The sequence below is a fragment of the Tardiphaga sp. genome (assembly GCF_041424195.1).
Taxonomy (GTDB): domain Bacteria; phylum Pseudomonadota; class Alphaproteobacteria; order Rhizobiales; family Xanthobacteraceae; genus Tardiphaga.
Window position 1 is genome coordinate 14,767 of record NZ_JBGMOE010000005.1, and the last position, 21,053, is coordinate 35,819.

Genomic DNA, 21,053 nt, shown 5'->3' on the forward strand with positions numbered 1-21,053 from the left:
TGGTTCAACGCCGACGGCGAAATTTATCATCACTGTAAACGACGCCGCCGCCCGCGGTTGCGACCGGTACGCCGTGGTCGGGGGTCATCGTGTGGCCCCACATCGCGGCCCCCAGTAGTACTTCCAGGTGAGACCGAGCGGCGACATCCGCTCACAATGCGACGCCGAGTGCGCGATCCTGCACAAATGAAGCGCGCGGGACCACGACGTGCGCGGTATTTCCCTACATGGTCGGAGTCGAAAAGACGCGCGACGCAGCTCCAATTCCTGGAAGGCCGCCGCCGCACCTGCAAGGAACGGACATGAAGCAGCTTCTTCTCGGCACCATCGGCATCCTCGGCCTCGGCAATGCCGCCATCGCCGCCGACATACCGGCCCGCGCCTATACCAAGGCCCCCGCTGTCGATCCCGCCTATAACTGGACCGGGTTTTACGCCGGCGTTCATGCCGGCTACGGCCTCGGCGGGACCGAATGGCAGATCCTGAATATCCGAACCGACGGCGCGCTCGGCGGCGTTCAGGCCGGCTACAATCAGCAGATCGGCAACCTGCTGCTTGGCATCGAGGCCGACATCAGCTTCAGCGGCATCAAGGGCAATCGCACGCTGAACATTCTGAACCAGGCCACCCTGTCCCAGACGTCGCAGATAAGCTGGCTGTCAACCGTGACCGGGCGCATCGGCTTCGCCAATGGCCGCTGGCTCACTTACGCCAAGGGCGGATTCGCCTGGGCCAATGAAGATCACGGCTACGACGTTCAGGTTTCAGTACCGGGGCCCGACAGGATCACACTGTCAGGCAGCGAGACGCGGCGGGGATGGGTCGTCGGTGCGGGCATGGAATATGCCCTCGCCAACCACTGGTCGCTTCGCGGCGAGTACAATTTCATCAACTTCCCCGACCACGATTTCGATCTCAGCGGTACGCGGGCCTCCACCGGGCCGATCTCCTCCACGGCGTTCACCAAGCAGACGGTGCATCTCGTCAAGCTCGGCGCGAACTACCAGTTCGGCGCTCCCGATGCCGCCAAGCCGATCCCGCCGCTGCAATATGCACAGACAGGATTCGACTGGACCGGGCTCTATCTCGGCGCACAGGCCGGCTACGGATCTGGACAGGGCGACTGGCGCGACTACACGCCAGTTGGCAAGTTCTCGATGACCGGCGGCTTCGGCGGCGGCCAGATCGGTGCCAATGTGCAGCTCGGCGTGATCGTCATGGGTGTCGAAGGCGAACTGGTCGGCGGCAATGTCGGCGGCGCTACCCGCATCAACATCGGCGGCGATCTCAACATGAGCTCGCGCACCGACTGGCTGGCGATGGCCACGGCGCGCATCGGCATGGTGACCAACGAGCGCTGGCTGACCTATCTCAAGGGTGGTGTCGCCGTCGCCGGGGATCATCATGCCATATCAGCGGTGTCGGGCCCGACGTTCGTAAATCTCGATGGATCCCGCATCCATACCGGCTACGTGGTCGGTGCCGGCGTGGAATACGCCTTCGCACCAAACTGGTCCGTCAAGGCGGAGTATAACTACATCGGCTTTGGCCATGACAACGCGAGCCTCGAAGGCGTGATCAATGCCCCTCCGATGGTCGGCTCCTATTATTTCAATGCCGATATTGCGCAGACCATGCAGCTCGGCAAGATCGGCGTGAACTATCACTTTGCGCCATGAGCGCGACAGCCGACCACCATCGCGCCATCGCGCGCATGGTGGTCGCGCTTCCTAGCGCGGCAACATCTCCGGTGGCGGCGACCGGTCCAGCACGTCACCTTTGGCGCCGTCCAGCAGGTTCAGTTCGACATTCTCCACGACCAGCGGGCCGCGTTTGCGCGTGAGGTCGGCCACTTTCTCGATGTTGGCAAAAGCCGCCCGCCATTCCGGATTGGCTGCGGCATTTTGTTCACCCACCAGCAACAGCTTGCCGGACAGCTGCTCTGCGCTCGGCTCCGGCATATTCACCCAGCGAATGCGCTGGGTGCGCTGGAAGACGCAGGTCCCTTTCGGCAGATAGAAGGTGAGCCAGCCTGTGGTTCCGTAATCGGGCGCCACGACGCATGTGGCCCCCACACGGGCGCGGACTGCCTCGACGTCGGCCGCCAGTTCGACGAAGCCCACGCCAATGCTGCGTACTGTCGCGTCACGCTTGTAGCCGGACAGCAGACCCGTATTGGCCTGCACCACCAGTGCCGTGAACAAGACGACGCCGGTCGGCCCCGCCCAACGCAGGCAGAAATCCACCGTGCGCTGCTCGCGCGGCTTCCATTGTACGACGGTGGCTCCGGCGGCAGCGATGATGGCCAGCGTCGGATAGACCGGCGCGAACCAGTTGGCCTCGACACGGCTGTGCAGCGCATGCCAGCCGAAATACAGCACGATGACCCAAAACATCGCATTCAGCAGCACCCGCGCCGGCCACGCGCCGGGCTTGCGGATCGCCAGCGCGTAGAGGCCCATCACACCGAGAATGAAGACCAGCGGCGTCGCGAAGGCGAATTGGGTCGGGATCAGCTCCGCGATGAAAGCCGGATTGAAATGATCGATCCGGGCCCGTCCGAGTTGCTTGATGAAGGACACCCAGCCATGTTCGGCATTCCAGAACAACACCGGCGAGAACACCGCGAGCGCCACGAGGCCGCCGAGATAGGGCCATGGCGAGACTAGCCAGCGCCGCATCTTCGGCACGACGATGAGCCAGATCAGGATCGCCGGTCCGAAAAACAGCGCGGTATATTTCGACAGCAGCGCCACACCGACGGCGACGCCCACAGCGAGCCACCACGCGCCCTGCCCTGTGGCCAGTACCTGGGCGAGCGCCAGCGACACGAAGCTCGACGCGACCAGCACCGGCGCGTCCGGCGTGACGATCATCAGTCCGACCGACGTGATCATCGTCGCATTGAGCAAAATCACCGCCGTTGTCGCGACCCGCTGACCGCCGAACAGCAGTTCGGCCGTGCGATACACCGCCCAGCTCATCGGCAGCGCCAAAAGCACCGAGACCACACGCACACCGAATTCGGTATCGCCGGCAATCATGGTGCCGAGCCGGATCACCACTGCGACCATCGGCGGATGATCGTAGTAACCGCCCGCCAGATGTTTCGACCACATCCAGTAATAGGCTTCATCGAAGGTCAGCGGTGTCCATGCGGCCGCCGCGAGCCGCAGCAGCACCAGGCCGACGACGACAGCCGCGGTGCCGCGCACCAGCCGCAATTCCTGTGCGGTCATCCCGCGATCACCGCTTGCGCCAGACAAACAGGCCGGACATCGCGTAGTTCCACACCACGCCCATCAGCGCGCCGGCAGCGCCCGCCAGCCACCAGATCGGCTCCTGGTCGAAGACCGACCAAGCTACGCCGACATTGGCGAGCAGCCCCACGCTGCAGACCACGTAGAAGATCAACAGACCGCGCAGGATGCCAAAGCCCTTCAGGCGCTGGTCGCGATAGGTGAGGAAATTGTTGAGCAGGAAATTGCTGGTCATCGCGCAAAGCGCTGCGATGGCCTGCGCCTCCGCGAATGGCCGATCGAAGAACTCGAGCGTGACGAACAACACTGCGAAATGCACGAACAAGCCGATCGAGCCGACCAGCGCGAACAGCAGGAAGCGCAGCGACACGGTATCGTTGGTCAGCTTCGCCAGCACGAGGCCCAGAAAATCCAGCGCCACCATGGAGTCGAGCTTGCTCTCGCCATGCAGTCGCGAGCCGAAGGTGTAGGGCACTTCGATGATACGCAGATCGCCGTGCGCGGTCGCCACGACGTCGAGCAGGATCTTGAAGCCCTGCGTCGAGAGTTGCGGCGCCAGTTGCTCGAAGCGATCGCGGCGGATCATGAAGAAACCGCTCATCGGGTCGGCGATTTTCACGCGCAGCACGCGCTGCGCCACAGCGGTCGCGAATTTGCTGGCGCCAAGCCGCTGCTGGTTGAAACTGTCGGCACTGCCGCCTTCTATATAGCGGCTGCCTATCACGAGTTCGGCGGCGCCGCTCTCGATCAGGCCGAGCATCTTGCCGAGCTGGGTCTCATCGTGTTGCAGATCGCCGTCGATCACCGCCGCGCAGGGCGCGCTGGAGGCCAGCATCCCTTCGATGCAGGCGCCGGACAGGCCACGCCGCCCGATGCGCCGGATACAGCGCACGCGCGAATCGACACGTGCCAGGTCACGCACCACTTCGGCGGTGCCATCTGGCGAATTGTCGTCGACGAAAATGACTTCCCAGGAAATCCCGACCAGCGCCGCGTCCAGCCGCTGCACAAGAGTGGCGACATTGCCGCGTTCGTTGAAAGTGGGGACGACGACGGACAGCTGCAGCGGAGCGCCCGCCTGCAATATCTGTCCGGGCCCCGGTCTGATGGCTTCGTTCATGGCGCCAGCATATATCTGCCGCGCCGGACCCTGCCAAGGCGGACAGGGGAATGGCGAGGCTTTAACGCGTGCCGGAACGAGCCGTCAGAGGGGGAATGGCCAAAAGTGGCCCCAAAATGCCAACGACCCCGAACAACAGGCGCACGTACATCCGGCGCACCAAGCTATTCAAGGTCGTTCCAGCGCCGGAGCTGTTAAGCATCGACGTCGCCGTTACAGACAAGATAGGGATGCTGGAGACGTTCCGCAAGGGTATCCCGCACAGGTTTCAACGCCACATTGCGGCCGCAAACACCGCACCCTGACACCATTCTGTTGCTGGCGAGCTATAGCCAGCCTCGCGGGTGCCCGTTACCTTGCCTCGGTCAACAGCGGCGCGTTCGCGTGGTTTTCTCGGGCGGAAGCCCGCCTGAACCGCGACCATGATCGTCTCCGCACATGATCATCGGAGATGCCATGCGACGCTCCCTCGGACCATGCCTGTTCGCTGCGTCGCTGACGCTGGCATCCTTCGGCGCCAGCCATGTCATGGCGCAGACAATCGACACCGTCACAACGCCGCTGCTGTCCGATTCGCGCGTCATGGCTGCGCTCGATGCCATCAAGGCCGACGATGCCCGCACCCTGAAAGAGCAGATCCGGATCACCGAAATTCCCGCGCCTCCGTTCAAGGAGAACGTGCGCGGCAACTACATTATGTCACGGTTTCAGGAACTGGGCTTCAAGGACGCGGCGATCGACGTCGAAGGCAATGTGATCGCCCGGCGCAAGGGCACCGCCGGAACGCCGAAGCTGGTCATCTCCGCACATCAGGACACGGTCTTTCCCGAGGGGACCGACGTCACGGTGAAGGAAAAGGACGGCGTTTATCTGGCGCCCGGGATCGGTGACGATGCCCGTGGGCTCGCGGCACTATTGTCCTTAATGCAGACCCTCGACGCCCAGCAGATCTCGACGGTCGGGGACATCATCTTCGTCGCCAGCGTCGGCGAAGAAGAGCTGGGCAATCTGCGCGGCGTCAAAGCCCTGTTTCGCGATAATAAGGATATCGACGGCTTCATCTCGATCGACGGACTCGGCGTCACGCGCATCGTCAACCAGGGAACGGGAAGCCACCGCTACGAGATGATTTTCAAGGGTCCGGGCGGTCACAGTTTTCAGGAGTTCGGCCTGCCGAGCGCGACCCATGCACTGGGTCGCGCAGTCGCGAAAATCTCGGAACTGCAGACACCTGCAGATCCGAAAACCACCTTCACGGTCGGAACGGTGAGTGGCGGCACATCCGTCAACGCCATTGCGGCCGAAGCACGCATGACGATCGACATGCGATCGAACTCGACCGAAGAGCTATTGAAACTCGAAGCGAAGCTTCTCGATCAGGTCAAGGACGCAGTTGGTGAAGAAAACAAACGCTGGGGATCGGACAAGATCACTGTCGAGATCAAGCTGATTGGCGACCGTCCGGCCGGCGTTGTCGCAGAAGACTCTCCCCTCGTGCAGGCGACCGCGCGCGCCGTGACCGCGCTGACCCGCGCGCCCCATGTCACCTTTGCCGGCTCGAGCACGGACTCCAATCTCGCGATGTCGCTCGGCATTCCTGCGGTGACCATCGGCGGCGGCGGCCAGGGCGGCAACTGGCATTCGCGCAATGAATGGTACAAGCCCGTGGATGCGTATATCGGGCCGCAAAACGCGCTGCTGACCATGCTGGTGCTGACCGGTATGGAGGGCGTGACCAAGCCGATGCTGCCGGCGCGGCACTGAGTAATACGGCGAATACTGAAAGGATCGGCCTCACAATGGTTGCGAAATCCGGACAAATCCGTATCGGCATCGGCGGCTGGACCTTCGAGCCCTGGCGCGGGACCTTCTATCCAGAGAAGCTGACGCAGGCCAAGGAGCTCAGCTATGCCGCGTCCAAGCTGACCTCGATCGAGATCAACGGCACCTATTACGGCTCGCAGAAACCGGAGAGTTTTCGCAAATGGGCGCGCGAGGTGCCAGAGGATTTCGTGTTCTCGCTCAAAGGCCCTCGCTTCGCAACCAATCGCCGCGTGCTCGCCGAAGCCGGGGACAGCGTGAACCGGTTCTACGATTCCGGCGTGCTCGAACTCGGCGACAAACTCGGACCCGTGCTGTGGCAATTCGCGCCGACCAAGAAATTCGACGAAGCCGATTTCGGGAAGTTTCTCGAATTGCTGCCGGCCGAACTCGGTGGGCGCAAGCTGCGCCATGTGGTCGAGGTCCGTCACGACAGTTTCTGCGTGCCGGCTTTCATCGCGCTGTTACGTCAGTTCAAGACCCCGGTGGTGTTCTCCGAACACGCGACCTACCCGGCCATCGCCGATGTCACCGGCGACTTCGTCTATTTGCGTTTGCAGAAGGGCGAGGACAGTATCAAGACCGCTTATCCCCCGAAGGCGCTGGATGCCTGGGCCAAGCGTTTCGAGACCTGGGCCGCCGGCGGCGAGCCGACAGACCTGCCGCGCGTCGACGACGCCAAGATCAAGAAACAGCCGCGCGACGTGTTCGCCTATGTGATCCACGAGGCCAAGGTGCGTGCGCCGCATGGCGCCATGGCGCTGATCGAGCGGTTAAAGTAACGCCCACGGGCGCTACTTAATCCAGCTTGATCCCAGCCTCGCGGATCAGTTTTGTCCAGGTCGCGTGTTCGGATGCGATAAAGCCGTCGAGCCTGTCGTCGGGCATATCCCAGGGCTCGCCGCCGCTCTTCTCGAAGCGCTCCTTCAGATCGGGCAACACCGCCCGAATATCCTGACGCAGTTTTGCGATCACCGCCGGCGGCGTTTTGGCCGGCACGAAGATGCCGAGCCATGAATCGACATCAAGGCCCGGCACACCTGCTTCCGCCATGGTCGGCACGTCGGGCGCCAGCGGACTGCGCTTCGACGACAGGACCGCGATGCCCCTGACTTGACCTGACTGCACATAAGGCAGCCCGGCGGCAATCGAGTCGAAGAACAGGTCGATGCGGCCCGCCAGCAGATCGGCGAAAGCAGGCGGAGAGCCTCTGTAAGGCACCTCCTGCAGCTTGACGCCGGCGGATTTCATGAAGGCCGCGGCCACCAGTTGCTGGCCGGTCCCGACGCCGGCGGTCGCCACGGTGATCGACCCCGGCTTGTCCAATGCGGCAGCAACGATCTCCTTCGGCGTCTGCTGCGGCAGATCCTTGCGGCCAACCATCACGTAGCCAAATTTGTAGACCAGCGCGACCGGGACGAAATCCTTGAGCGGATCGTAGGCGAGCTTGGCGTAGAGCGCGGAGTTGAAGGCCATGTTGGAGAGGCCACCGATCATCAGCGTGTAACCATCCGGATCGCTCTGGGCCGCAGCCTGTGTGCCAACGACGGTGCCTGCCCCGGGCTTGTTCTCGACAAAGAACGCCTGCCCCGTTCGCTTCGCCAGCGCGTCGGCGAGATGCCGCCCGACCAGATCGTAGCTGCCGCCGGGCGCGATAGGGACGATAATTCTGACCGGACGATCCGGATACGCGCCTTGCGCCAGAGTTGAAGTCTGAAACGACACAAGCGCGAGCGCGATTGCACCCAACGCACCAACCATGCGAGCCATCATTCCCCCGGTGATATCGGCCATTGAACTGGCGGAGTTTGTTGAGTTGACTATGTGCCATGTTGCAAATGGGAGCAACGCCCCGCGGCCTGCCGCGACATTGTGCCAATCGTTCGTCGATCACGGAGATGCTCATATGGCCCGAAAAGCGCCTCAACTCTTCACCGTCGGTTACGAGCAAACGCCTGCGAAGGCCGTGCTCGACGAATTACAGAATGCCGGCGTCAAGCTGCTGGTCGATGTGCGTGCCGTCGCCGCATCGCGACGACCGGGTTTTTCGAAGAACCAGCTCGCCGCGGGCCTGGATGAGCGCGGCATCGGCTACATTCACTTGCGCGGGCTGGGTACACCCAAAGACGGCCGTGAGGCCGCGCGCAGCGGCAAGCTCGTGCAGCTCGAGAAGGTCTACATGGCCCATCTCAAGACGCCGCAGGCGATGGAAGAGATGGACCAACTCGCCGCTCTGGTGACCAAATCGGGGCCGGTCTGCATTCTCTGCTACGAGCGCGACCACGAACACTGCCATCGGCGGTGGATCGCCGAGATCATCGAAGAGCGCGAAGGCGCCAAGGTCCAGAACCTGCTGCCGCCGCAGTTCTGACCGCGATCCGATCGCACCGAGAAGATATTTCCGGAGTCTCACTTATCCACACTGGACGGCGGCTTATCCCCAATGTAATCTACCTAAGGTTGTATTTCTGTGTTGCGTTTCTGTTGCGTTGGGTGAGGGCTCGATGCGTTGGAGACTGGGGTTACGCGCATTATGCGTCGCTGCAGCCGCAATGGTTTGCGGCAGTGCGGTTGGACAGGACATCGCCGACGCCGATTTCAGCGTGGAGCCGGCAGCCGGCTCATCGAGCTTCTGGTCGCCCCTTTTCGACACGCGCATTTCGAAACGGCGCGCCTTCGATTTTCTCTCCGGGGGCATGCCGGACCGCCTGATGTATTTCGGTGGCGTCGATGCGTCGCATTGGAGCCTCGGTGCCTATGGCGGCCTGCAATGGGCACCTGCTGGCCTCAACAAGGATGGCTTCATCCTGCGTTTCTATATGTCAGAAAATCTCGAGCGCTACACGACAGGCACCCGCTCCGATTACACCCAGATCAGCCGCGCAACGCTCTTGCCCGGCTATCTCATGCGAAGCGGCAATCTCGAGGTCCAGTTCCTGGCCGGCCTCGATATGGAGGCCGATTATTTTTTCCACGACCAGCGTCGCTCCCGGCTGCGCACGACGGCCGGTGCACGCGGCACAATGGACATCTGGTGGGAACCGACCCGCGAGCTGATGCTGCAATACGCCCTCTCCGGAACGACGATCGACAATGGTTATACGACACGCGTTGCAGCCGGCTGGCGCATGTTTGATCTGTTCTGGATCGGCCCGGAGGCAGCATTGTCGAACGACTACTTCAGCCAGCAGACCCGGATCGGCGGCCATCTCACCGGTTTGCGTACCGGGCCCTACGAATGGTCATTCGCCGCTGGCCATGTGCAGGACAATTTCGAACGCCAAGGCGTTTATGCACGCTTCGGCATGGTCATCCGGCCACCCCGCGCTCCATTCTTCGAGAATTGATATCGACTGAAACGCCGAAGGCGTCAGATCTCCTGCAGTTGTAGCGCTCAATCCAGCGTGCGGCGGAAGCGGCTCACTGCGATGATCATCGCCAGCAACATCAGAACAGCCAGTGCGATCGCGTCGTAGCGCAGATTTTCCAGCACCGCCCCCTTCAGCATGATGGCGCGGACAATCCGTATATAATGCGTCAGCGGCAAACCCTCGCCGATATATTGCGCCCAGACCGGCATGCCCGCGAATGGAAACATGAAGCCGGACAAAAGGATGCTGGGCAGGAAGAACATCATCGACAGCTGCATCGCCTGCAACTGGTTCTGCACGATGGTGGAGAACGTGTAGCCGATCGACAGGTTGGTGGTGATGAACAGCGTGCTTAGCAACGCCAACAGCAGCAGACTGCCCTGCACCGGCACGCCGAACAGTCCAACGCCGATACCGATGATCAGCGTGGCCTGGATGAAGCCCACCAGCACATAGGGCACGATCTTGCCGAGCATCACCTCCACCGGGGTGATCGGCATCGACAGCAGGTTTTCCATGGTGCCGCGCTCGATCTCGCGCGTTACCGACAGCGCGGTAAAAATCAGCATGGTCATGGTCAAAATGGTGCCTACGAGCCCAGGCACGATGTTGAGCCGCGACGACGCCGCCGGATTGTAGCGCGCATGCGCCCGGATCTCGAACGGCAGCGATGGAGGATCGCCGACAAACAGGTCGTGCTGCAGGGCCGTCTGCATGGTGGTGCCGAGCGCGCCCAGCGCCGAGCCCGCCGCGACCGGATCGGTGGCATCGGCGGCGACCAGCAAAGCTGGACGGTCACCGCGCCGCACGGCGCGTTCGAAGCCGCGCGGGATCTCCACACCGAACAGCACCTTGCCCGACAGCAACAGGCTGTCGAACTCCGCCACCGAATGCACTTCGTGGGTGAACTGAAAGTACGAGGTGTTTTCCAGCGCCTTGAGAATCGAGCGGCCAAGGTCGCTGTCCTCCTGCAGCAGCACCGCCGTCGGAAGGTGGCGCGGCGTCGTATTGATGGCATAGCCGAACAGCAAGAGTTGCATCACCGGTATCATCACGATCATGGCGAATGAGACCCGGTCGCGACGGAGCTGAATGAACTCCTTCACCAGCATGGCGTAGCTGCGCCGCCAGAAACCGAACGGCCGCTCTTTGATCTCCCGGTCCGGTCCCTCAGCGGCACTCACTGGAAGTTGTCCTTGGCGCGCGTCATCAGATCGATGAACACATCCTCGAGCGACGGCGCACCGTGCTGCCAGTGCTGGCCCGGCCGATCGCGATACGACGAAACGGTAGCTTCAAGGGCGACATGATCGCGCCCGGAGACGTGCAGGCTGGTGCCAAACGGCGCCACCATATCGATGCCGGGCTTGTCGGCGAGGTCAGCCGCAAGCTCGTTGAGATCCGCGCCGGTGACGGTCCAGGTTGACAGCGACGATGCCGCAATCACCTGCTCGACGGTTCCGTGGACCAGCAAATGTCCATAGGCGATATAAGCGATCTCGTGGCAGCGCTCAGCCTCGTCCATGTAGTGGGTCGAGACCAGCACGGTCAGCCCCTGCGCGGCCAGCGCATGAATCTCGTTCCAGAAGTCGCGCCGCGCTTTCGGATCGACACCCGCGGTGGGCTCGTCGAGCAGCAGCAATTGCGGATTCGGCAGCGTGCAGGCGCCCAGTGCCAGGCGCTGCTTCCAGCCACCGGATAATTCGCCGGCCAGTTGCTCATCGCGGCCATTGAGTCCAAGCCGCTCGATCATGTCGCGCGCCGCCTGGCGCGGATCGCGCATGCCATAGAGTCTGGCTACGAATTCAAGATTTTCACGCACCGACAAATCCTGATACAGACTGAAGCGCTGGGTCATGTAGCCGACCCGGCGTTTGATCTTGTCGGCATCGCGCAGGATATCGAAACCAAGGCATGTGCCCGTCCCGCTGTCCGGCGTCAGCAGGCCGCACAGCATGCGGATCGTCGTGGTCTTGCCGGAGCCGTTGGGACCGAGGAAGCCGTAGATGGTACCGCGCTTCACCTGCATCGACAGGTTATGCACCACCTCGCGGCCGTTGAACGACTTCGACAGGCCGGTCACCTCGATTGCGATGTCGGATGTGGCGACGGAGGCCGCGGTCATCGTGTCGTCGCCACGGGAATCGGCGCATGGGCGAACACGCTGACCGGCTGGCCAACACGGACGCTCGCCGGCTTGTTGGGCCGCGCCTGCACGAGATAGACGAGTTTGTTGCGTTCATCGAGACTGTAGATCACCGGCGGCGTATATTCCGCTGTGGTCGCGATATAGTAGATCTTGGCCGTCAGATCGGCTGCGCAGTTGTCGCAGGTGACACGAACCTCGTCGCCGACGGCAAGTTTGGCCAGGTCGGTCTCCGGAACATAAAAGCGTACCTTCATGTTACCCGGCGGCAAGATCGACAGCACGGGCCGCTGCGCCGGCACCATCTCGCCCTCTCGAAAATAGATCTGCTGGATGGTGCCGCTAACCGGTGCGAAGGCATTACGCCGCGTCAGCCGCGTTTGCGACGTGTTTACCCGTGCCTCGGCGACACGCAGCGCCGACACCGCCGCGTCCAGGTTGGCTTGGGTGCCGGAGCCTGTCTTGCTGAGCGCCTGGGCGCGGTCAAAGGTCTGCTTTGCGTTGGCCAGTGTGGCGTTGTTCTGGTTGAGATCGGCCCGCTGCAGATCGTCGTCAACCGAATAGAGCGGAGCGCCGGCCTGGACCTCATCGCCTTCGCGAATGTTAAGTTTGGTGACGCGGCCGGATTCGTCAGGGCTGACAAAGATCATGTCGGCCTCAACCCAGCCCTGATAGCCGGGATCCCTGCGTTCATTGCAACCGGCAAGGGCCAGCAACGCAAGTAGGCTAAACAAACGGCAGGTCGTGTGCGACGACATCATGTCGCCCTCCGTTCGCCGAAGATCAGGTCGATATGAACCTGCAACATCGTCATGGCGTCGAGCGGCGCCAGCCGCGCAAACAGCCCCTGCCAGATCACCGCAACCATGGCCGGAGCCACCAGAAGCTGCGGAAACTGTAGCAGCGCGGGATTGCGGATCTCGCCCCGCGCGATGCCGTATTCGATCATGTGCCGGATGCCAGCCATCCCTCGTTCCACCACTTCGCGGTAGTAGAATTCCGACAATGACGGGAAGCGCGCGCCCTCCGCTATGATCAGGCGCAAAATGTCGCCGCGCCGGGTTTGCGCAACGTCGCGCACAAAGCTCTCGGCGAAGCCTTCCAGCATGGCGCGGGCCGAGCCACCCGCGACCGGCGGCGCGCTTATCCGGCTGATCAGTGGGCCGAGCGCGCTGCGCACCAGCTCCTGGAACAGCGCCTCCTTATCGGTGAAGTAGAGATAGATAGTGCCTTTGGCGACGCCAGCGCGTTTCGCAACGTCGTCGAGCCGGGTGGCGGCAAAGCCGCGGGCAACGAATTCGTCGAGCCCGGCGGCGATGATCGCCGCCCGCCGCTCCTCCGCTTTGGCCTCACGTTTGGATGGTGGCTTCAACGCGGCATGCTTCGGTGCCGCCGTTCCGGCAGGCTTGGCGACTGCTTCCTTCGCCAAGCTGCGGCCAGTGGCTGCACGGGCTAATCGCATCGCCTTCGGTTTCGGTTCGGACGCGCTCATGGGTTGAATATGACTGACCAGTCAGTCATATTCAAGGGCCTTCGAACGATTTCGGCATCCGCACACCTGGGAGCGACATGAGGGTGCCGGACATGCGTGGCGCCGCCGCGTGCTCAGTTCCTTGAGAACCGACGCAGCACTCAGCCGAGTCGCCAGATCGCCTGCGGCACGTCATAGCCGCGGATCGGTACATCACCGAGCAATTCTGCATCGTCGCACTTGTCGCCCAGTGCGTCGCGTATCGACGCAGAGATCAGCAGTTGCGATCCGAACTGCTTGTTGAGGGCCTCAAGGCGCGCCGCAAAATTCACGGTGTCGCCGATCACGGTATATTCCTTGCGCCGGGGTGAGCCGACATTGCCGGCGATCACGGTCCCGATATGCAGCCCGATGCCGATACGTAGTGGCCATTCACTGCCGTTATTGCTCTTCTCGATGGCGGACAACATCTCGCGGGCCGCCTGCACAGCGCAGTGCGCCGCGTTGGGGTCCTCGATGGGCGCGCCGAACAGCGCGAGAAATCCGTCACCGAGAAACTTGTTCACGATCCCGGAATGTCGATCCAGCACGTCGACGAGCAACGCAAACGTCTCGTCGAGCCGCTCCACCACCTGACGCGGCGAATGCACACGGGTCGCTGCGGTGAAGTTACGGATGTCGACGAACATCACCGCGACCTGACGCATCTCGGTCGTGGAGCTCGTTCCCGACGCCAGCAACCGTTCCACAACCTGCGGCGAAACATGCTGACCGAACAGATTGGTGACACGATCGCGCGCCGACGTTGCCGCGATGCTCGCCTCGAATTGGCGACGGAGTTGCAAGCCGACCGCGCCCGCAAGAATACCGCAGAGCAGGACCATGGCGCTGCGGATAAGCTGAAACGCAAAATCCGGTGCGGGTTCCGAAGCGAATTGCACCGGATGATACAGCATGGCTAGCGCGAGCATCTGGGCGGCCGCGACAAAGCCGGTAAACGTCGACAGCCAGAAATCGAGTCGAAGCGTAGATAGAATGATGAAGATGAAATAGGACAAGGGTGCCGCAAATGCCAACGCCGCCGCCGGCCCCATCCAGCCCATATGGAGATGCAGTGCAGCCGTCGGAATGCTGGTCTCGATGAGTGCGCTCAGATAGCGCCGCCCCTGCGCAACATCCTGCCCTGCAGCGATACGCTGATTAACCTTGTAAAGAACGAAGAGCTCGAACAGCAGCAGCGGGCCCGTGATCAAAAAAGACGATGCGAGATCGAACTGGCCATTGGATATGCGCGCGAAGCTCGACGGCGCCAGCAGATAGGCGATGGACAGCGACAGCGTCACGATCATCACGGTGGCGATCACCGTCTTGATCCGCAACCGCTCCGTCAACAGCATCTCGCGGCTCAGCGCATTGCGAAATTCGCGAACGGACGGATCGGCGTCGGCGGCAGACTTCAAAAGTGTCCGGAAAAAGTGAATCATTGCAGCAGTCTAGCTGCCGCAGGCTTATTGAACGAGATATTTGTCGGGAAGATCTAGCCCTTGGCGTCGCAGGCCCAGGCGCGAATGACGCATTCCTTGCCACCATAGTCATAGCATTTCTTGGTCGCCTGATTCAGCGAACTCGAAATACGGGGCGCCACGGCATAGCCGTGCGCGCCGCAGGGATTCTTCATATCCACGGCGAAGGCCGCGCAGGCGCGGTTGATCGTCACCGTCGTGCATTCGCCTTTGCACTGCTTCCTGGCAGCCGCGAGCGCCGCGTCCTGTGCCGGGTAATCGAAGGCCTGGCCATAGGCGCCGCACTTGCCCACAGCCAGAGCGCCGGCGGCCGAGGCCACGTCTGCGGCGCCAACGCTCATCAGCAGGGCAACAGCGATAATCGCGCGACGACGCGCGGCAGCAAACAGTAACAATTTCCCCTCCCCCGAGGCCGAACGAGACAGACGCTACAGGGAGGGCGTTTCAACTTGGTGAACGAAAGTGAAATGCGGCGGCCCGCCGCATGCGCCATGTGTTAGCCGCTCCGCGCGTCTTCCAGCGCTTGCGGCGTGTCGATATCGAGGAAGGCGCCGTGGCCTTCCACGGCCACGTCGGCCACGGCTTCGGCGTGCTTCATGATCAGGTGCCGCGCACCGACATCGCCATCCAGCGTCATCAGTTCATTGAAGAAGCGCCGCGACCACAGCACGGGATTACCGCGCCGGCCGTCACACATGGGCACGGCGATGAGGTTGCCGCGATCCGGCGCGAAGGCCTCGATCAACCGGTCGATCAGACGGGCATCGATCAGCGGCATGTCACCGAGGCAGACCAACGCACCATTGGCAGCCGCAGGAACGGCCGCAATGCCGGCTTTCACCGAACTGGCCAGACCATCCGCAAAATCCGGATTGTAAACGAACGCAACCTTGAGGCCGGCCAGCGCCTTCTCGACCTCCGGTGCCTGATGGCCCGTAACGACGGTCACACTGGACGCCTTCGATGCGATCGCCTGTTCGACGACTATCCGGACCAATGCCTTGCCGTTGAGTTCGGCCAGTAACTTATTCGGCCCGCCCATTCGGGTCGAGCGGCCCGCAGCCAGAACGACCGCCGCGACATTGTTATTACTGTCGGTGCCGATGGGCACGCGCGGTTGCGGCCGCGTCACGATTTCCATCAGCAGACCACCGACGCCCATGCCGGTGAGGTCGGCGCGGGTGACCTTCAGGCCTGCCAGCAAGCGCATCAACACCCAGTCGAAACCGTTTTCGACTGGCGAGCGCGCACAGCCCGGCGCGCCCAGCACCGGCACATTGCCGGCCCTGCCGATCAGAAGCAGATTGCCCGGATCGACCGGCATGCCGAAATGCTCGATGGCGCCGCCGATTTGTTCGATCGCCGACGGGATCACGTCACGGCGGTCGGCAATAGCCGAGGCGCCGAACACGATCACCAGTTCGGCGCCGAGGCCGAGCAGTTCCTTGATTGTCTTCGCCAGCACCGTCTCGTCATGCGGCACGCGGCGCTCGGCAATGATCTTCGCGCCCGCCGGCGCAAGGCGCTCCTCGGTGACGCGCAACGTCTTGTCGATCACCTTCGGCGACAGGCCTGGCAGCAGCGTCGAGACGATACCGACTTTCTTGACCGTGTAAGGCGCAATCCGCATCGCGCCGCCGCGCGCCGCCTCTACGGCCGCGTCACGCAGCGTACCGGCGACTCCGAACGGGATCAGCTTGACGGTCGCGATCATCTCGCCTTCGACCACCGGCTTGTAGGCCGCCAGCGTCGCAAAGGTGATGGCTTCATCAACGGCATTGATCCGATCGACGACGGCGCGATCGACGACAAGCACGCCCGGCGTCGCCGCAAACAGATTGGCGCGGCCGGTGAAGGCGCGCTCGACGCTGACCCCCTCGCCTGCCACGGCCTGCGCGATGCTGGCGGCTGCGACGTCCTCGGACACATCGCCGTCTTCGAGACGCACGACGACGACGTCCTTGACGCCCGCGCTGATCAGCGCGGCAACCTCATCGGGACCGATGGTCGTGCCCTTCTTGAGAACGAGCGAGCCCTGACGCAACGTATGGACGGTGACGCCGCCGAGTGCATCCGCCGGGCTGGCGGGACCGAACTTCATGTCGCGCCCGCCTTGATCGCGTCTTTTGGCATACGCAGCTCCGCGGTGATCTCGGCCATGATCGAGACCGCGATTTCCGACGGCGACACCGCGCCAATGTTCAACCCGATCGGCGCCTTGATCCGCGCGAAGTCGGCTTCGCTGATGCCCAGCGCTTTCAACCGGTCGCCGCGCTTGGTGTGGGTCTTCCGCGATCCGAGCGCGCCGATATAGAAGCAGTTCTTCTCGAACGCATGCAGCAGCGCGGGATCGTCGATCTTCGGATCATGGGTCACCGCGACGAAGGCCGTGTAATGATCGATGTTGAGACCCGGCAGTGCCTCTTCGGGCCATGCGGCGATCAGCTTCACATCTGGGAAGCGCTCAACGCTGGCAAAAGCCGTGCGCGGATCGACCACCGTCACATCGTAATCGAGCGAGCGTGCCAGCGGCGCCAGCGCCTGGCTGATATGGACGGCACCGATAATCACGAGGCGGGCGGTCGGCGCGTAGACATTCAGGAACAGTTTCTTGCCATCCGCCTCGACCATCGCGCTCCTGCCCATGCGGAGCTGCTTCTCGAGCTCGGCATGCAGCGGATCAGCGCCGAAGTCGGCAGCCTTCACCAAGCGTTGTGTTCCGTCGGATATATCGGTGATCAAAATGACAGGCCGCCGGGCGACGCGCTCGGCGTTCAGAGTGGCAAGTGTCTCGGCTTTCACGACTGCCCCACCTTCTCGACGAACACGCGGATGGTGCCGCCGCACGACAGGCCGACATTCCAGGCGGTCTCGTCGGCCACGCCGAATTCGAGCAATTTCGGCTCGCCACTCGCAATCACATCAAGCGCTTCGGTAACCACGGCGCCCTCGACGCAACCGCCTGAGACCGACCCCAGGAAAGTGCCATCGTCATTGATGACGAGATTCGAGCCTGCGGGGCGCGGCGCTGAGCCCCAGGTCTCGACCACGGTGGCCAGCGCCACGCCGTGGCCGGCCTTCTGCCACGCCTCGGCGGCCTGCAGGATGTCTTCATCGCGATTGAGCATGGAAGCCTCTCTTAAGCTGCGGGCCGGATCAGGCTACGGTGATGGACCGGAGGTGCCGACGACAGCGCCTTGATCAGTCCGTCGATCGAACTCAAATTATGCACCGGGCGGAATTCGTCAACGTGCGGAAGCATCATTTTGATGCCCTGCGCCTTCGGCTCGAAGCCGTCGAAGCGCAATAGCGGATTGAGCCAGATCAGCCGCCGGCAGGACCGATGCAACCGGTCCATCTCGAAAGCCAGTTGCGAATCCGCCTCGCGCTCCAGCCCGTCCGAGATCAACAGAACGATAGCGCCCTGGCCGAGCACACGGCGTCCCCACAGCTTGTTGAAATTATGCAGCGACGCGGAAATGCGCGTGCCACCGGCCCAGTCTTCCACCGAGGCCGAGCATGAGGCCAGCGCCTCGTCGGGATCACGCGACCGCAGCGCCCGCGTCACATTGGTCAGCCGGGTGCCGAACAGAAAAACCGAGACCCGCTTGCGGGCGTCGGTGATGGCATGAAGGAAATGCAGGAACAGCCGGGTATATTCGCTCATCGAGCCGGAGATATCGAGCAGCGCCACGATCGGCGCCGGCTTGTCGATCAGGCCAAGCCTGCGGATATCGATGATGTCACCGCCCGTGCGCAGGCTGCCGCGCAGCGTGCGCCGCAGATCGAGCCGCGCGCCGTGCTTATCCGGCTGGGTGCGGCGCGTGCGCAGTTCAGCTTGCGGCAGCCGCATATTGGCGATGGCGCGGGTGACCTCGGCGATCTCCGCGGCGCTCATCTGCGCAAAATCCTTCTTCTGCAGCACCTCGCGGTCGGAGACCGACAGCCTGATCTCCTGCTCCTGCGGTGCCTCGCGCTCTTCGCCTCGCGCCGGCTGTGCCATGGCCTCCTGCACGCGGCGCGAGGCCGGCGGCGGTTTGCGCTTGGCGTCGTCAGGCAACGGCACCGAATCCAGCATCTGCTTCCACTCGTCGGCCGCGCGGAAGAACAGGTCGAAGGCCTGGGCAAACACCAACGCATGCTCGTGGCGCTTGACGAAGATCGCCTCCAGCGTCGTGAACACGTCGGCGCGCTTGCCGATCTCGATCATCTGCAAGGCATTGAGCGCATCGATCACGGCACCCGGCCCGACCGGCAGCCCGGCGGCGCGCAGCGCGCGCGCAAAGCCGATGACATTGTCGGCCATCTGGCCGGTCGGTGGATTGAGATGGTCGATGGACAATCCGGTCTCCGTCATTCCGGGCGAGCGCATCTTGCGCGACCCATCATCGCTGTCATTCCGGGGCAGCCGCGCCTTCGCGAACGAACCTCAGCCACTCCAATTGGAGAGGCGGGGAATCCCGAGATGTTGTGCGCTGAACATTTCGGGATTCCGGGTTCGCGTGCGGCTGACGCCGCCCGCGCCCGGAATGACGAGCGTTAGTTGTCGCTCGTCGCTTCCTTGATGACCTTCGCCAACGTATCACCCTGCATGCGCTGGATGTCGTCCTGATACTTCAACAGCGCGCCCAGCGTATCGCCAACCACCTGCGGCGTCAGCGAGCGGGCGTCGAGTTCGGTCAGCGCCGTCGCCCAGTCCAGCGTCTCGGCAACGCCCGGTGATTTGTAGAAATCCTGGTCGCGCAGCGCCTGCACGAATTTCACCACCTGCTGCGAGAGCTTGGCGGAGATGCCCGGCACGCGCGACTTGACGATGGCGAGCTCGCGCTCGGCGGCGGGATAGTCGACCCAGTGATAGAGACAACGCCGCTTCAGCGCGTCGTGGATCTCGCGCGTGCGGTTCGACGTCACGATGACGATCGGCGGCGCCGGCGCCTTCACCGTGCCGAGTTCAGGTATGGTCACCTGAAAGTCACTGAGGATTTCGAGCAGATACGCCTCGAACGCTTCATCGGCGCGATCGAGTTCGTCGATCAGCAAGACCGGCGCGCCATTCACGTCCGGCTCCAGCGCCTGCAGCAGCGGACGTTTGATCAGATAGCGCTCGGCGAAGATGTCGCTGGCGAGCTGCTCGCGATCGGTATCGCCAGCCGCCTCCGCCAGACGGATCGCGATCATCTGCGAGGCGCTGTTCCACTCATAGACCGCTGAGGAGACGTCGAGGCCTTCATAGCATTGCAGCCGGATCAGCTTGCGGCCGAGCGCCGCCGACAGCACCTTGGCGATTTCGGTCTTGCCGACGCCGGCCTCGCCTTCGAGAAACAGCGGCCGGCCCATCTTCAATGCCAGATAGGTGACTGTCGCCAGCGAACGCTCGGCGAGATAGCCGTGCGATGTCAGCAATTCCAGCATGCCATCGACGGAGGTGGGAAGCGCCGATGGCTTAGTCATGGGAGAACCAATCCGGGAAAGCACGGACCTGACAAATATCAGGCCCGATTGTTGGCGGCTTCGACCGCACGCCTGGCCAGCACGCCAATCAGATGCGCGCGATATTCGGCGCTGCCATGGAGATCGCTGTTGAGGCCTTCGGAAGGCACACTAAGCCCGTCCAGCGCCTTTGGCGAGAACCGCTTCTGCAACGCAGCCTCGAACTCCTCGACGCGGAACACGCCATCCGAGCCCGCACCGGTGACGGCGACACGTACGCCCGAGGGCAGACGCGCCACGAACACACCGACCAGCGCATAGCGCGAGGCCTGGTTGCGGAATTTGATATAGGCCGCCTTCTTCGGCACCGGGAACGAGACCTTGGTGATGATCTCGTCGCTCTCCAGCGCGGTCGTGAACAGGCCCTGGAAGAATTCTTCCGGCTTCAGCTTGCGCTTGTTGGTTACAATGGTGGCGCCAAGCGCCATCACGGCTGCGGGATAGTCCGCGGTCGGGTCGTTATTGGCGAGCGAACCACCGATGGTGCCCTTGTGGCGCACGGCAGGATCGCCGATCAGGCCCGCGAGTTCGGCCAGCGCGGGGATCGCTTCGCCGACAACCGGCGACGCAGCGACATTCGCATGCGTGGCCAACGCGCCGATCACCAGGGAGCGGCCCTTCATCTCGATGCCGTCGACACCCTCGATATGCGAGAGATCGATGATATGCGGCGGCGCGGCCAGACGCTGCTTCATGACCGGCACCAGCGTGTGGCCTCCGGCGATCAGCTTCGCGTCCTCGTTCTTGATGAGAAGATTCGCGGCCTGCCGCACGGTCGACGGACGATGATATTTGAATTCGTACATGGGTGGGGATCCCTGATTCGCGGTGCGCGATTATCGTTGTGCGTC

At 62.9% G+C, this 21,053-nt stretch carries 20 protein-coding genes; 5 read left to right on the forward strand and 15 right to left on the reverse strand.

Annotated elements, in window-relative coordinates; translation table 11 throughout:
• The first annotated feature begins 302 nt into the window (after positions 1-302).
• Positions 303-1,679 (forward strand): outer membrane protein, encoded by a 1,377-nt coding sequence (locus tag ACEK02_RS00310; protein WP_371419829.1) that lies wholly within the window; start codon positions 303-305, stop codon positions 1,677-1,679.
• 51 nt (positions 1,680-1,730) lie between these two features.
• On the opposite strand, the gene ACEK02_RS00315 is transcribed toward ACEK02_RS00310, so the two are convergent.
• Positions 1,731-3,239, reverse strand: coding sequence for a glycosyltransferase family 39 protein (locus ACEK02_RS00315; protein ID WP_371419830.1), 1,509 nt, complete (start codon positions 3,237-3,239; stop codon positions 1,731-1,733).
• A gap of 7 nt (positions 3,240-3,246) precedes the next feature.
• Positions 3,247-4,380, reverse strand: a complete 1,134-nt coding sequence (locus ACEK02_RS00320; RefSeq protein WP_371419831.1) for a glycosyltransferase — start codon at positions 4,378-4,380, stop codon at positions 3,247-3,249.
• A gap of 456 nt (positions 4,381-4,836) precedes the next feature.
• Between ACEK02_RS00320 and ACEK02_RS00325 the strand changes: the two genes are divergently transcribed.
• Positions 4,837-6,144 carry a M20/M25/M40 family metallo-hydrolase gene (locus ACEK02_RS00325; protein ID WP_371419832.1) on the forward strand — a complete coding sequence of 436 codons (1,308 nt, stop codon included), beginning with the start codon at positions 4,837-4,839 and terminating at the stop codon, positions 6,142-6,144.
• A gap of 35 nt (positions 6,145-6,179) precedes the next feature.
• The gene (locus ACEK02_RS00330) at positions 6,180-6,983 is read left to right on the forward strand and encodes a DUF72 domain-containing protein (RefSeq protein WP_371419833.1); all 804 of its coding nucleotides are present in this window, start codon (positions 6,180-6,182) and stop codon (positions 6,981-6,983) included.
• 16 nt (positions 6,984-6,999) lie between these two features.
• On the opposite strand, the gene ACEK02_RS00335 is transcribed toward ACEK02_RS00330, so the two are convergent.
• Positions 7,000-7,962 carry a Bug family tripartite tricarboxylate transporter substrate binding protein gene (locus ACEK02_RS00335; protein ID WP_371419834.1) on the reverse strand — a complete coding sequence of 321 codons (963 nt, stop codon included), beginning with the start codon at positions 7,960-7,962 and terminating at the stop codon, positions 7,000-7,002.
• A 145-nt stretch (positions 7,963-8,107) separates the two neighbouring features.
• On the opposite strand from ACEK02_RS00335, the gene ACEK02_RS00340 reads away from it, so the two are divergent.
• The gene (locus ACEK02_RS00340; RefSeq protein WP_371419944.1) at positions 8,108-8,572 is read left to right on the forward strand and encodes a DUF488 family protein; all 465 of its coding nucleotides are present in this window, start codon (positions 8,108-8,110) and stop codon (positions 8,570-8,572) included.
• A gap of 133 nt (positions 8,573-8,705) precedes the next feature.
• Entirely contained in the window at positions 8,706-9,548 is an 843-nt protein-coding gene (bcsS, locus tag ACEK02_RS00345; protein WP_371419835.1) for a cellulose biosynthesis protein BcsS, read from the forward strand.
• Between the two features lie 47 nt (positions 9,549-9,595).
• Here the strand turns inward: bcsS and ACEK02_RS00350 are convergent, their stop codons facing one another.
• The 12 genes from ACEK02_RS00350 to ACEK02_RS00405 all read right to left on the reverse strand — a co-directional run bounded on the left by ACEK02_RS00350 (position 9,596) and on the right by ACEK02_RS00405 (position 21,008).
• Positions 9,596-10,756, reverse strand: coding sequence for an ABC transporter permease (locus tag ACEK02_RS00350; protein ID WP_371419836.1), 1,161 nt, complete (start codon positions 10,754-10,756; stop codon positions 9,596-9,598).
• The gene (locus ACEK02_RS00355; RefSeq protein WP_371419837.1) at positions 10,753-11,697 is read right to left on the reverse strand and encodes an ABC transporter ATP-binding protein; all 945 of its coding nucleotides are present in this window, start codon (positions 11,695-11,697) and stop codon (positions 10,753-10,755) included. Before ACEK02_RS00355 ends, ACEK02_RS00350 begins: the two co-directional genes overlap by 4 nt.
• The gene (locus ACEK02_RS00360; protein ID WP_371419838.1) at positions 11,694-12,479 is read right to left on the reverse strand and encodes an HlyD family secretion protein; all 786 of its coding nucleotides are present in this window, start codon (positions 12,477-12,479) and stop codon (positions 11,694-11,696) included. The genes ACEK02_RS00355 and ACEK02_RS00360 overlap by 4 nt, the downstream gene beginning before the upstream one ends.
• Positions 12,476-13,210 (reverse strand): TetR/AcrR family transcriptional regulator, encoded by a 735-nt coding sequence (locus ACEK02_RS00365; RefSeq protein ID WP_371419839.1) that lies wholly within the window; start codon positions 13,208-13,210, stop codon positions 12,476-12,478. Before ACEK02_RS00365 ends, ACEK02_RS00360 begins: the two co-directional genes overlap by 4 nt.
• 140 nt (positions 13,211-13,350) lie before the next feature.
• On the reverse strand, positions 13,351-14,649 hold the full coding sequence (locus ACEK02_RS00370) for an adenylate/guanylate cyclase domain-containing protein (RefSeq protein WP_371419840.1): 1,299 nt from the start codon (positions 14,647-14,649) through the stop codon (positions 13,351-13,353).
• A gap of 77 nt (positions 14,650-14,726) precedes the next feature.
• Positions 14,727-15,107: a DUF4189 domain-containing protein gene (locus ACEK02_RS00375; protein ID WP_371419841.1), complete on the reverse strand. Its 381-nt coding sequence runs from the start codon at positions 15,105-15,107 to the stop codon at positions 14,727-14,729.
• A gap of 101 nt (positions 15,108-15,208) precedes the next feature.
• A complete protein-coding gene (locus tag ACEK02_RS00380) occupies positions 15,209-16,813 on the reverse strand; it encodes an NTP transferase domain-containing protein (protein WP_371419842.1) in 1,605 nt (534 codons plus the stop codon).
• The gene (locus ACEK02_RS00385) at positions 16,810-17,514 is read right to left on the reverse strand and encodes an XdhC family protein (protein WP_371419843.1); all 705 of its coding nucleotides are present in this window, start codon (positions 17,512-17,514) and stop codon (positions 16,810-16,812) included. The genes ACEK02_RS00380 and ACEK02_RS00385 overlap by 4 nt, the downstream gene beginning before the upstream one ends.
• Complete coding sequence (locus tag ACEK02_RS00390; RefSeq protein WP_068736040.1) at positions 17,511-17,840, reverse strand: XdhC family protein; 330 nt, start codon at positions 17,838-17,840, stop codon at positions 17,511-17,513. Before ACEK02_RS00390 ends, ACEK02_RS00385 begins: the two co-directional genes overlap by 4 nt.
• 11 nt (positions 17,841-17,851) lie before the next feature.
• On the reverse strand, positions 17,852-19,069 hold the full coding sequence (locus ACEK02_RS00395) for a VWA domain-containing protein (RefSeq protein ID WP_371419945.1): 1,218 nt from the start codon (positions 19,067-19,069) through the stop codon (positions 17,852-17,854).
• A gap of 182 nt (positions 19,070-19,251) precedes the next feature.
• Positions 19,252-20,163, reverse strand: a complete 912-nt coding sequence (locus ACEK02_RS00400) for an AAA family ATPase (protein ID WP_371419844.1) — start codon at positions 20,161-20,163, stop codon at positions 19,252-19,254.
• Positions 20,164-20,201: 38 nt separating this feature from the next.
• Positions 20,202-21,008: a xanthine dehydrogenase family protein subunit M gene (locus ACEK02_RS00405; RefSeq protein WP_371419845.1), complete on the reverse strand. Its 807-nt coding sequence runs from the start codon at positions 21,006-21,008 to the stop codon at positions 20,202-20,204.
• Between the last annotated feature and the right edge of the window lie 45 nt (positions 21,009-21,053).

Coding starts and splice junctions, on each gene's coding strand:
- ACEK02_RS00380 (WP_371419842.1), bottom strand. CDS start 16,813: ATGAAGTTCGGTCCCGCCAGCCCGGCGGATGCACTCGGCGGCGTCACC.
- ACEK02_RS00320 (WP_371419831.1), bottom strand. CDS start 4,380: ATGAACGAAGCCATCAGACCGGGGCCCGGACAGATATTGCAGGCGGGC.
- ACEK02_RS00400 (WP_371419844.1), bottom strand. CDS start 20,163: ATGACTAAGCCATCGGCGCTTCCCACCTCCGTCGATGGCATGCTGGAA.
- ACEK02_RS00405 (WP_371419845.1), bottom strand. CDS start 21,008: ATGTACGAATTCAAATATCATCGTCCGTCGACCGTGCGGCAGGCCGCG.
- ACEK02_RS00365 (WP_371419839.1), bottom strand. CDS start 13,210: ATGAGCGCGTCCGAACCGAAACCGAAGGCGATGCGATTAGCCCGTGCA.
- ACEK02_RS00360 (WP_371419838.1), bottom strand. CDS start 12,479: ATGATGTCGTCGCACACGACCTGCCGTTTGTTTAGCCTACTTGCGTTG.
- ACEK02_RS00330 (WP_371419833.1), top strand. CDS start 6,180: ATGGTTGCGAAATCCGGACAAATCCGTATCGGCATCGGCGGCTGGACC.
- ACEK02_RS00355 (WP_371419837.1), bottom strand. CDS start 11,697: ATGACCGCGGCCTCCGTCGCCACATCCGACATCGCAATCGAGGTGACC.
- bcsS (WP_371419835.1), top strand. CDS start 8,706: ATGCGTTGGAGACTGGGGTTACGCGCATTATGCGTCGCTGCAGCCGCA.
- ACEK02_RS00395 (WP_371419945.1), bottom strand. CDS start 19,069: ATGACGGAGACCGGATTGTCCATCGACCATCTCAATCCACCGACCGGC.
- ACEK02_RS00335 (WP_371419834.1), bottom strand. CDS start 7,962: ATGGTTGGTGCGTTGGGTGCAATCGCGCTCGCGCTTGTGTCGTTTCAG.
- ACEK02_RS00325 (WP_371419832.1), top strand. CDS start 4,837: ATGCGACGCTCCCTCGGACCATGCCTGTTCGCTGCGTCGCTGACGCTG.
- ACEK02_RS00390 (WP_068736040.1), bottom strand. CDS start 17,840: ATGCTCAATCGCGATGAAGACATCCTGCAGGCCGCCGAGGCGTGGCAG.
- ACEK02_RS00340 (WP_371419944.1), top strand. CDS start 8,108: ATGGCCCGAAAAGCGCCTCAACTCTTCACCGTCGGTTACGAGCAAACG.
- ACEK02_RS00315 (WP_371419830.1), bottom strand. CDS start 3,239: ATGACCGCACAGGAATTGCGGCTGGTGCGCGGCACCGCGGCTGTCGTC.
- ACEK02_RS00310 (WP_371419829.1), top strand. CDS start 303: ATGAAGCAGCTTCTTCTCGGCACCATCGGCATCCTCGGCCTCGGCAAT.